The organism is Tautonia sociabilis, assembly GCF_003977685.1.
In the GTDB taxonomy this organism is placed as follows: domain Bacteria; phylum Planctomycetota; class Planctomycetia; order Isosphaerales; family Isosphaeraceae; genus Tautonia; species Tautonia sociabilis.
This window is the reverse complement of the sequence record NZ_RYZH01000022.1, coordinates 95177-105854: the sequence shown is the minus strand read 5'-3', so window position 1 is coordinate 105854 and position 10678 is coordinate 95177. Positions and strand designations below refer to the sequence as shown.

General features: G+C 68.4%; 8 protein-coding genes. 3 read left to right on the top strand and 5 right to left on the bottom strand.

The window, feature by feature from the left end:
* Positions 1-727 precede the first annotated feature (727 nt).
* From TsocGM_RS12815 to htpG, 4 genes are all read right to left on the bottom strand, one after another.
* A complete protein-coding gene (locus TsocGM_RS12815) occupies positions 728-2404 on the bottom strand; it encodes a peptide MFS transporter (protein WP_126725769.1) in 1677 nt (558 codons plus the stop codon).
* Between the two features lie 176 nt (positions 2405-2580).
* Positions 2581-3864, bottom strand: coding sequence for an esterase/lipase family protein (locus tag TsocGM_RS12810; protein WP_126725768.1), 1284 nt, complete (start codon positions 3862-3864; stop codon positions 2581-2583).
* Positions 3865-3908: 44 nt separating this feature from the next.
* Positions 3909-4250, bottom strand: coding sequence for a DMT family protein (locus TsocGM_RS12805; protein ID WP_126725767.1), 342 nt, complete (start codon positions 4248-4250; stop codon positions 3909-3911).
* Between the two features lie 243 nt (positions 4251-4493).
* Complete coding sequence (gene htpG, locus TsocGM_RS12800) at positions 4494-6380, bottom strand: molecular chaperone HtpG (protein WP_126725766.1); 1887 nt, start codon at positions 6378-6380, stop codon at positions 4494-4496.
* A 297-nt stretch (positions 6381-6677) separates the two neighbouring features.
* Between htpG and TsocGM_RS12795 the strand changes: the two genes are divergently transcribed.
* The 3 genes from TsocGM_RS12795 (at position 6678) to TsocGM_RS12785 (ending at position 9250) form a co-directional block, all read left to right on the top strand.
* Positions 6678-7202, top strand: coding sequence for a tetratricopeptide repeat protein (locus TsocGM_RS12795; RefSeq protein WP_126725765.1), 525 nt, complete (start codon positions 6678-6680; stop codon positions 7200-7202).
* Positions 7203-7668: 466 nt separating this feature from the next.
* The gene (gene ispE / locus TsocGM_RS12790; RefSeq protein WP_126725764.1) at positions 7669-8574 is read left to right on the top strand and encodes a 4-(cytidine 5'-diphospho)-2-C-methyl-D-erythritol kinase; all 906 of its coding nucleotides are present in this window, start codon (positions 7669-7671) and stop codon (positions 8572-8574) included.
* Between the two features lie 34 nt (positions 8575-8608).
* Positions 8609-9250 (top strand): SpoVG family protein, encoded by a 642-nt coding sequence (locus TsocGM_RS12785; protein ID WP_126725763.1) that lies wholly within the window; start codon positions 8609-8611, stop codon positions 9248-9250.
* Between the two features lie 196 nt (positions 9251-9446).
* Here the strand turns inward: TsocGM_RS12785 and TsocGM_RS12780 are convergent, their stop codons facing one another.
* A complete protein-coding gene (locus tag TsocGM_RS12780; RefSeq protein WP_233578810.1) occupies positions 9447-10556 on the bottom strand; it encodes a prenyltransferase/squalene oxidase repeat-containing protein in 1110 nt (369 codons plus the stop codon).
* Between the last annotated feature and the right edge of the window lie 122 nt (positions 10557-10678).

Here is a 10678-nt window from a genome sequence, read left to right as displayed (position 1 = left end):
CCGCATCGCTGGTGGGCGTGGTCTGGGACGGGCAGGCCGACCGACGCCGACGGCGAGGGGGAGGTGCCGGGGCCCCGAGCCCACCGAACCTGCACCGGCAGCTTGACAGTCCCCCTCTCATAGATGGGTTCGCTCCGCGCGGAACGATGGCTTCGTTCCGTCTTGGGGAACGGGGAGCGAGCGGCGTTTTGTCGGAACAAGCCGGTGCGAGGAACCTCGGCCCGGGGACTCGCGATGGTGCATCCGAGGGTCGTCGGATCCTCGAGGTGCGCTGCTTGGTGCGCTGGGATGGATTGACGGAAGTCCGATTCTCGTCAATGGTTTCGCGAGTTCGTTGGGTTCGCTCCGCGCGGAACGGTGGCTTCGTTCCGTTTTGGAGAACGGGGAGCGGGCGGCGTTTTGTCGGAACAAGCCGGTGCGAGGAGCCTCGGCCCAGTCGCGAGCAATGGTGCATCCAGGGTCAAGCTCCGCCGGGCCCATCGCCGAGCGCGGAAGGAACGATCGCCAGCGCTGGGAATCGGACCGCATCATGGGAGAAGTCGTCGCGGGGCGAGGTCCTGGGTCGATCGGGAGGAAGTCGAGTCGGAAGCGGACGCCCGTGGTCGGGATCGGAGGACGGAAGTCTGATCGCCTTTCTGAGAGGATCGGCCCTAACGACCGATCCGGTGATTCTGGCCCGACGCCGGGGCGCTGAGGGCCCCGGACGTCGGGGGGACAGGCCTTCGGGTCAGATGCGGCCGTGAGCCATCTTTTTCAGCAGGGGATTGATCACCAGAAGGACGACGCCGGGGATGACCGCGAAGAGGAAGAGGAACCGCCAAAGGTCGGTCCCCTCGCCGACGATGGATTCCATCTTGCCGGCCAGGTAGTTCGCCGCCGCGGTGCAGACGAACCAGAGGGCCATCATCAACGAGGCCACCCGGGCCGGCGCGAGCTTGTTGATCAGCGAGAGGCCGATGGGAGAAAGGCAAAGCTCGCCGCTCGTGAACAGGAAGTAAACGAGGACCAGCCAGAGCGGGCTGGCCTTGTTCTCTTCCGAGGCGTTGGACTCCGCGGCGAACATCACCGCCATCCCCGCGCCGAGCAGGATCAGGCCCAGGCCGAACTTGGCGGCGGAGTTGATCGAGAACCGGGTGCGGTCGAGTGTCGTCCAGAGGATTGAGAACGGAATGGCCAGGATGAGGATCAGCAGGGGGTTGATCGACTGGAACCAGGAGGCCGGGATCTCCTCGCCGCCGGTCAGGCCTTGCAGCGTCGGGGGGACGGCGCGTTCCGTCAAGGTGTCGGCGAAGAGGTTCAGCGTGCCGCCGGACTGCTCGAAGCCGGCCCAAAAGAAGATCGAGAAGGCGGAGATGATCAGGGCGACGAAAATCCGCTGCCACTGGGCTGACGTGAAGGGGGAGCTTGGGTCCTCGTCGTCGTCGTCGTCGTCGGTTCGCGGAGCGGGGGGGGTCTGAGTACCGGCGGGATCGGCCATGTCCCTGCCGGGCTCGACCACATTGGCGACGTCTCCGAGGCGGGGGCGGGCGATTGGGCCGTCCGAAGGGGCGACGACGCCAAGCGACCGGCTGGTGAAGGCGATCACGGAGCCGAAGGCCCCGGCGAGCAGCACGAAGAGGGTGAGCAAGGCCGACTTCGCCGCTCCGGCGGGGAGCACGGCGTTGACGGCGGGGATGGCCAGGACCGCCACGACCACCCCTCCCACGCCGATCGCCGAGAGGAGGACCACGTGGAACCAGTCCCTCGCCGTGATCCGCTGACCCTCGGCATGCCGGCCGGGAGGGAACCCGGCGTGCCCGAGCGTCTTCTGGAACAGGGCGAAGTTCAGCAGCCCGAGCACCATGCCCACGCCGGCCAGCCCGAACCCATAGTGCCAGCCGTACTTGGGGCTCTCGCCCAGGTAGCCGCACGCCAGCGGGGCGACGAAGGCGCCGAGGTTGATCCCCATGTAGAAGATGGTGTAGGCGCCGTCTCTCCTCGGATCCCCCTGCGGGTAGAGCTGGCCGACCATCGTCGAGATGTTCGGCTTGAAGAACCCGTTGCCGAGGATCAGCAGCCCGAGGGCGACGTTCAGCAGCGGCTCGAAGGCCATCGCGAAGTGGCCCAGGGCCATGAGGATGCCGCCGATGAGGACCGCCTTGCGCTGGCCGAGGTAGCGGTCGGCCATCAGGCCGCCGAGGAACGGCGTCAGGTAGACCAGGCCGGTGTAGGTGGCGTAGACGTCCAGCGCCGAGGTGCGGTCGACCCCCAGATGGTTGGTCAGATAGAGGACCAGCAGCGCCCTCATCCCGTAGTAGCTGAAGCGTTCCCACATCTCGGCCCCGAAGAGGACATAGAGGCCGGGCGGGTGTCCCCTCCTCGTCGGGGGGGGCGCGACGGCGACGGCTCCTTCGGAGGAGGACATGGGGCAACTCCTGCGGGCGCGGCGGTCGAGGTCGGTGGCGGGTGTGATGAGCCGGGAGCCCGGGTGGGGAGAGGGGTGGGCCCGGGCCCTTCCGATCGAGGCCGCCCCAGCTTACTCGAAGGGGGACCGCCTCCCAAGCCCTCCTCGATCGCCCTCGGCCGGCCCGCCGAGAGCGATCAGTCCGATGCGCCCGGGGGAGTCGCCGGGAGCGTCTGGCCGAGCCATCGGAGGACGATGGGAGCGCAGGCGACCGGGCCGGGCTCCGGGAAGAAGAGGGGCCCCCGAATCAGCTCGACGTGATTGGCGTGGATGACGACGTGTTCGTCGGCACCGTCGAGTTGGGTCGAGGAGACGGCCACGGCGCCGTCTCCGGTCCCGTCGGCCAGGACCTCGAGGACGGCGGGCAGGTCGCCGATGGCGGCGTCGGCCAGCCCGCCCAGCAGGCCGGCCCGGCGCCGCAGGAGGCGGTACTGCGCCTCGATCCGGGCCCTTGTCTCCCTGGAGAGAAAACCGACGTCGCCGGCAAGGATGAAGTAGGGGACACCCGCCGGGGGGCGGGATCGGGAGAGCCGATCGAGGAAGGCGCTGCCGGGGCTGAGGTCCTCGGCGGCCTCGCCGATGCCGTCGCCAAGCTCGGCCAGGGCTCGGCCCCGGGGGTCTTGCGCGGTGTTGAGCCCCTCGATCCACTGGATCACGCCCTGGGCCCGGGCGATCGCCGAGCCCCGGTTCGGCGGGCCGATGAGGATCATCGCGGCGACGTCCCCCCGGTACCGGGGGCCCTCGACGTAGGTCCTCGCGAGCAACGCCCCCATCGAGTGGCAGAGGACCGCCCAGGGTCGGGCGTCTCCGGTTCGCTGTCGGAAGGCGAGCCAGTGGTCAACGAAGGCGGGCGCCGTTTCGTCCAGGTCGCGGTTGAAGGGGTAGTCATACACGACCACACCGTAGCCCGCCTGCTCCAGCTCGGGAATCAGATGGACGAACGAGCCGGAACTGGAATTGATCCCATGCACCAGGCAGACTGTCGGCCGGCCCGGGTCGTTGGGAGCATAGGACGGGCGGACGAAGAAGCCGTGGCGCTGCCGACGGTCGAGCGCCGACCGGGCGCGTGAGGCGAACGCCCGGATCCGATCAGGGAGCTTGTCGGGAGGGCCGGAGAGGGCCAGCTCCAGCGTTTTCTCCCGGACCTCGAGACGAAGGCCCGGCCCGAGGGTCTCCTCGAGGACCGTTCTCGTCAGCGCCCCGGGCAGGCCGGTGACGGGCAGGGTGATTGTCCGGGAGGGGATCAGGTTTTCGCCGTCGGGGCTGGTCAGGCCGCTCTCCCGAGCGAGGACGGCCACCAGCTCGGCCACGTCGACCTCGCCCTCCTGGTTCAACGGAACGACGACTCGGATCGGCTCGGGCCCCTCGACGACCGGGGTGGGCGGGGCCGAGAGGCCGGCGAGGAGCAGGATCAGGCCCATGAGACGACATCCGCACCGGATCACCGACGGGCCGACCGCGGCCGTCAGCCTCGGAAGATGAAATAGACGGCGCCGAGCAAACAGCACCCGGCCCAAAGGTAATTGAGCCGGATCGGCTCGCCGAGGTAGAGCAGCGCGAAGGGGACGAACACGCTCAGCGTGATCACCTCCTGGATGATCTTCAACTGGCCGACGTTGAGCACCTCGCTGCCGACCCGGTTGCTCGGGACCTGGATGAGGTACTCGAAGAACGCGATGAGCCAGCTGACCACGGCGGCGATCAGCCAGGGTCTCCCCTTGAAGTGCTTGAGGTGTCCGTACCAGGCGACCGTCATGAAGACGTTGCTCGCCGTCAGGCCAATCACCAGCAGCAGAACCCGATTCATCCCCGATTCCCTGGGGCCGTCGCGCCCCCGGAGCCGGCCACGGTGGCGGGCTCTGGAGGACCTTCGCGTCTCGGCGTTCCCATCATACGAGCGAGGAAAGACGCCGGGGAGGCGAAGTGAACCTCCCGCCTGGGGAAGAAGCCTTCCCCGGGTCGAGGCCTCCCTCGGCGGTCGTTCCCGATTTCCGAGGATCGGGAACGGAGGGAGCCGACGGTTCGTCCGGACCCGAGCCGGCCGGGCCGATCATTGAATGATCGAGGACCTGGCGGCGGCCGCCTGTTCCATGAACTCCTGGACGCGGGGGACCATCTCCTCGGGGTCGGCCAGGGAGCCCTCCAGGGCCAGGGCGTTGGACCAGAGCTGGAGGCCGCAGGTGGAGATGAAGGAATCGTTGGCGGGGTTGGCCGAAAGCTCGGCGAGGCGACGGATGAGGGGAGCGTCGGGGTTGACCTCCAGGATTCGGCCCACGGCGGGGAAGTCGCGGTTGGCCTGGCGGAGAATGCGCTGCATCTGGGTGCTGAAGCCTCCGGCGGCGTTGACGAGGCAGCAGGGAGCGTCGGTCAGCCGCTTCGATTCTCGGACCTCGGTCACTCGGTCGCCGAGGGCGGAGCGGAAGAGTTCCAGCACTCGGGAGAACCCGGCGAGGCCGGACTCGGCCGGAGGAGTCTCGATCTTCGGGGAGGGAAGGTCGACGTCGGCGGCGTCGATCGACTTCAGGTCCTTGCCGTCGAACCGGCCGAGGGAGGCCATGACGAACTCGTCGATCGGGTCGGTCAGAAACAGCACCTCGACCCCCCGCCGGCGGAAGATCTCGAGGTTGGGGCTCTTGCGAATCGCGGAGAGGTCGGGGCCGCCGAGGTAGTAGATCGCCTTCTGGTCGGCCTGCATCCGGGAGAGGTAGTCCTTCAAGGAGGTCGTCTCCTTGCCCGACTCGTCTCGGGAGGAGGCGAAGCGGAGCAGCGAGGCGATGCGCTCGCGGTGCTCGACGTCGGCGATGACCCCTTCCTTCAGGATCGGGCCGAACTGCTCGCCGAAGGTGCGGAAGGCGTCGGGGTCGTCCGTCGCGAGCTTCTCCAGGCGGTCGAAGACGGCTTTGACCAGGGCATTGCGGATGCGACGGATGACGGTGTTGTCCTGGAGCGTCTCCCGGGAGACGTTCAGGGGGAGGTCCTCGCTGTCGACCAGGCCGTAGAGGAAGCGGAGGAAGTCGGGGAGCAGCTCCCGGCAATCGCTCTGTACCAGGACACGGCGGGCCAGCAGGTTGAGGCCGTGCTCGGTGCGGCCGAAGCCAAGACGTTCCAGGTTGGTGCGCGGGCAGTACAGAACGGAGCGGAACTGGATCGGGGAATCGACCGCCAGGTGCAGGTGCCAGAGGGGTTTCTCGTCGGCCCGGTGGGCCAGGTGCTGGTAGAACTGGGCGTGCTGCTCGTTAGTGACCTGGGCCTTGGGCTCGACCCAGATCGGCCTGACGTCGTTGACAACCTCCTCCCCGATCGTGATCGGGTGGGGGATGAAGCGGGAGTAGGTGCGGACCACCCCCTTGAGGCGGTAGTCCTTGGTCAAATCCTTGACGTCCTCCTTGAGGTGGAGGATGACCTCGGTCCCTCGGTCTTGCTTGTCGATGGGCCGGATTTCGAAGCGTCCGGTGCCGTCGGAGCGCCACTCCCACCCGTGATCGTCCCGGTAGCTGCGGGTCCGGACGGTGACGTGGTCGGCCAGCATGAAGCTCGAATAGAAGCCGACGCCGAACTGGCCGATGAGCGACAGGTCGGCCTTGTCCCGGGCCTCTCCTAGGCTCTTGAGGAACTCCAGCGAGCCGCTGCGGGCGATCGTGCCGAGGTTCTCGACCAACTCGTCATGCGTCATGCCAATGCCGTTGTCTCGGACCACCAGGTCCCGGGAGTCGTCCCGGCCTTCGAGGGTGATCTTCAGGCCCTCGGCGGCGTCGCGATACGCTTCGTTGGTGAGCGCGACGAAGCGCATCTTGTCGAGGGCATCGGAGGCGTTGGAAATCAGCTCCCGGAGCGCGATCTCCCGGCTCTGGTAGAGGGAGTGCGCGAGCAGGTGGAGCAGCTGGGTGATCTCGGCCCGAAACGTGAACTGTTCGGGCTCCTGCACCGAGGTCGACATGGCCCAATGACCCCCGGACTAGCGCCGTCGAACGGATGCCGGCCGATCGCTCGGCCCGAGACGTCGCGGCTCCCCTAGCATGAGGCGTGCCGATCGGGTGCACACGGCGAAAGTTCCAATGGACAAAGACCTTGAGTTGTGGACTCCTCGGCTGGGGGGGGGAATCCATGCTGCCAGAATGACAGCCGGGTGGAACCGGGTCCCTGTCACTCCGGGGGATCGGGCGGTAGGATGTCGGGAAGACGAGACGGCGCGGCAGCTCTGGTCCCGAGGCGGGCGATCTCCAGGAGGCGGTTCATGGGTGAGCATCGAGGCAACGGTGATCGGCTCTCCGGCCTGGATTCTGGTCGACAGCCGGGGGAGGTCGGGCCTCGTCGGCCCGCGATTGGTTTGAGCCAACTCCCGAACTCGAAGGACTTCGAGCTGGTTCACCCCCGCTGCGTGCTCCAGCGCCGAGGGGACTATGAGGAAGGGATGGAACTCTGGAAGGCGGGCGACCCCGAGGGGGCCATTGAGGCGCTGAGGTTCGCGCTCGAGGGCTGCGGCGACAACCTCTGGATTCACGTCGCGCTCGGGAAAATCGCGCTGGAGGAATCCCAGGACTACAACCTGGCCCGGGGGCATTTCGGCTACGCCTTCGAGCTGGTCGAGCGCGCCTTGCCGAAGTCGGTCGCCGTCCGGCTGCCGAGAACCCTACCGGGGAACAAGCCGTTCTTCGAGGCCGCCGAAGGATTGGCCACCTGCTACGAGCGGATGAACCGCCGGGACGAGGCCTCCCGGGTTCGTCGCCAGGCGGAACGACTCGGCGGTCCGGAACGCTGACGGTTCGCCCGTTTCGCAACCACCTCCCATCGCCCGGTTCTCCTGGGGTGATCGGTTCGTTGAGGAGAACGGCCGGGTTCGGGCCGGACGAGAGGAGGCGGCTCGGCTCCCGCACGCTGGTCGCCGAGCTCAGGCGCGATCGGTGGCAATCGCTCCCCTGCCGCTCGGCCAGGCGGGCCGATCGAGGCGGAACTCGGCCGGTCGTTTCGGAGTGGACCGGCGGATTGTCAGATTTTCCGTCGCCGGCCCGATCCCGATTCCGAGATTGTATTTTTTCTATATTGCGGGGTTCCGGGGATCGGTATAGAACGGCCGCCGAACGGGACGGGACGACCGGGGGCGGCAACCGCCCCGGCCCCGACGTCTCGAATCGGCCGTCCCACGGGCGGCCGATGACGGCGGAGACGATCCCCGCGACGAGACTTCCCGACGCTCGGAGGGGCGTCGACACCCGGGGTACGGCCCAATGGTCATCCGTCCCATCGCCGGAGGCGTGCAGGTCCTCGCGCCGGCGAAGCTGAATCTCTTCCTGGAAGTCCTGGGCAAGCGTCCGGACGGCTACCACGAGCTCGAGACGTTGATGGTCGCCATCGATCTTCACGACACGCTGTCCTTCGAGGCCGACGACTCGGGCCGGATCGCGCTGAAATGCGACGATCCGGCCCTGCCGACCGGCCCGGAGAACCTCGTGGTGAAGGCGGCCGAGTTGCTGCGTCGCGAGGCGGGGCCGGAGGGCGTGAGCCGCCTGGGGGCCCGGATCGCGCTGAGCAAGGCGATTCCGGCGCAGGCGGGCCTGGGCGGCGGTTCGAGCGACGCGGCGGCTACGCTGGCGGCGCTGGATCGCCTCTGGGAGCTGAACACCCCGGCCGACCGGCTCCGCGAGCTGGCCGGCCAGATCGGCAGCGATGTGAGCTTCTTCCTGGACACCCCGGCGGCTGTCTGCCGCGGCCGGGGCGAGCGCGTGGAGCCGTTGAGTCTGGACCCGGAATCATCCCCGATCGATTTCCACGCCGTCTTGGTCTGCCCGCCAGTGGGAGTCCGCACGCCGGACGTCTACGCCGGGCTGACCCCGCCGGAGCGGCCCGAGCCGATCGGGCCGGCGATCGACGCCTTCTTGAGCGGCGACCCGGCCCGGTTGGGGAGGCGCCTGTTCAACCGGCTGCAACCGGTGGCCGAGCGGATCGAGCCGGCATTGGGCCGGGTCCGATCGGCCCTGATCGACCTGGGTCCTTCACTGGACGGTCACCTCTTGAGCGGCAGCGGCTCGGCCTACTTCGGCCTCGCCCGCGACCGCGAGGCGGCGCTCGACGCCGCCCAACGGCTCGGCGACCTCGAGATCGGGACGATCCGGGTCGTCCGATGCGGCCCCTGAGCCAGATACCCACCCCGCGTAAAGGAGTACGGCCGTGGAAATCACCGAAGTGCGCATCAAGCTCATGGAGGACAACTCCGGCAGCAACGAGCGGCTTCAGGCCTTCTGCAGCATCACGTTTGACGACATGTTCGTCATTCGGGACCTGAAGATCATCGAGGGAGCCAAGGGCTTCTTCGTGGCCATGCCGAGCCGAAAGCTGACCGACCGCTGCCACCACTGCGGTACGAAGAACCACCTGCGGTCGCGCTTCTGCAACCAGTGCGGGGCCCGCCTGGACGAGAACCGCGCCCTCCGCGACGCCGACGGCCGCGCCAAGCTGCACGCCGACATCGCGCACCCGATCAACTCGGCTTGCCGAGAGAAGATCCAGGCCGCCGTGCTCGCTTCCTACGCCGAGGAGCTGGAGCGCTCCAAGCTGCCGGGTTACGTCTGCCGCTACGACGACTTCGACGACGATTACGACGTCGTCCCCGCCGCCAACCCCTACGAGACCTCCGCTCCCGCCGCTTCGGCCCCTCAGGGCCCGCCGCTCCGCCGCGGACCGCTCCGCAGCCACACCCAGCACGCCCGAGGCGGCCAGCCCGTCTTCCGGGGCCCGCATGTCGCTCCGAGGCCCGAGGGCCGTCCCGCCACCCCGGCCGACCGAGACGCCGAGTTCGGCAACGGGCTCTGAGCGCCGCCGGCCGACTCCGACTCCCTCGCGGGCGGATCGCAACGGCCCCCGGCTCCCCCGACAGGGAGGCGCCGGGGGCCTTCGTCGTTGTGGGCCGGGGCGATCGCTCCCGAAAGCCCGCATCCGGGTGCCCTCTCCGGTCCCTTCCGGAGTCCAGAGCGCCCGGACCGGGGCTCCGGTCGTGCCGGAGCGGAGGTCAGCCCGAGGCTCGCACGCTGGCCAGGGCAAGGATGCCGTAGGCGGTGACGAGGTTTGGATCCCCCTCCATGAAGCGGTCGGCAGGGTTGACCCACTCGCCTCGAGGCCCCTGGCGCTTGACGAGGGCGGCGGTCAGGTCGGCTCGCCAGTCGTGGGAAACCCCCTGGGAATCGACGATGGTCGGCTCTCCGAAAGCGGCCAGCGCCTTGGCCATCGCCTGGTAGTAGTAGTACAGCCCGACCTGGCCGAGTCCGGGGTTCTCCTCGACCGTGTAGTGGGCCCGGATGTACTCCAGCGCGGCCTTCACTCGGGGGTCATCCCGGGTCAGTCCGGCGTAGACGAGGCTCTTGAAGCCGGCGTAGGTCATGCCGCCGTACGAACGGAGGCCGCCGCCGGGCGCCTCACCGGCCAGGCTGGAGCCTCCGTTGGCCGGAGTGTAGATGAAGCCGCCGTCGTTGACCTTCTCGGCCCAGGGCTGATCGTTGAACTCGCTGTCCAGGTTCTGGCTCCGGGAGACAAAAATAAGGGCCTTCTGCAAGGCGGGGTCGTCGGCGGGAAGGCCGGTCTCCCGAAGGGCCTCGACCATGAAGGCGGTGTTCGAGAGGTCGGGCCGATCGCTCCGGCCGCCGTAGCCGGCTCCGCCGTAGAAGACGTCGTCGGGATGCCTCCCTTCCCCCTCGTCCCACTGCTTGGTCTTGAGGAAGTCCTGGCCCCCCTTGACGATCGCGTCGTAGCGGCCGTCTCGGTTGGCCTCGTGGAAGGCCATGATGGCGATCGCCGTGGTGTAGTTGGCGTGAGAGGTGCCGGGAAAGCCGCCGGCGGGGTCGACGAACTGCTCGAGGTAGGCCAGGCCCTTCGAGACGACCGGGTCCAGCGGCGTCATTCGGCCCGACTTCAGCAGCGCCGCGACGACCAGGCCGGTGATGCCGGGTTCGTTCCGCTCTCCCGACCAACTGCCGTCGTCTGCCTGCCGGGTTCGGAGGAACTCGACCGCCCTGGCGATACTAGCGTCGGCGGACTGCGCCGAGGCCCTCCCGAGCCGGGGAAGACCGAGCACGAGGCCGGCAGCCCCAAGCCCCTGGGCCAGAAACGATCGACGCGATTGCATGTTCATCGGTTCCTGCCTCATGCGAGGATTCGTCTAGGATGCGGCGGGAGGAGCCGGGTGATCCGCCTGCCGAGGACGGTGATGACCACCGGCAAGGCGATCCGCGAGAACCCAAGACGCGG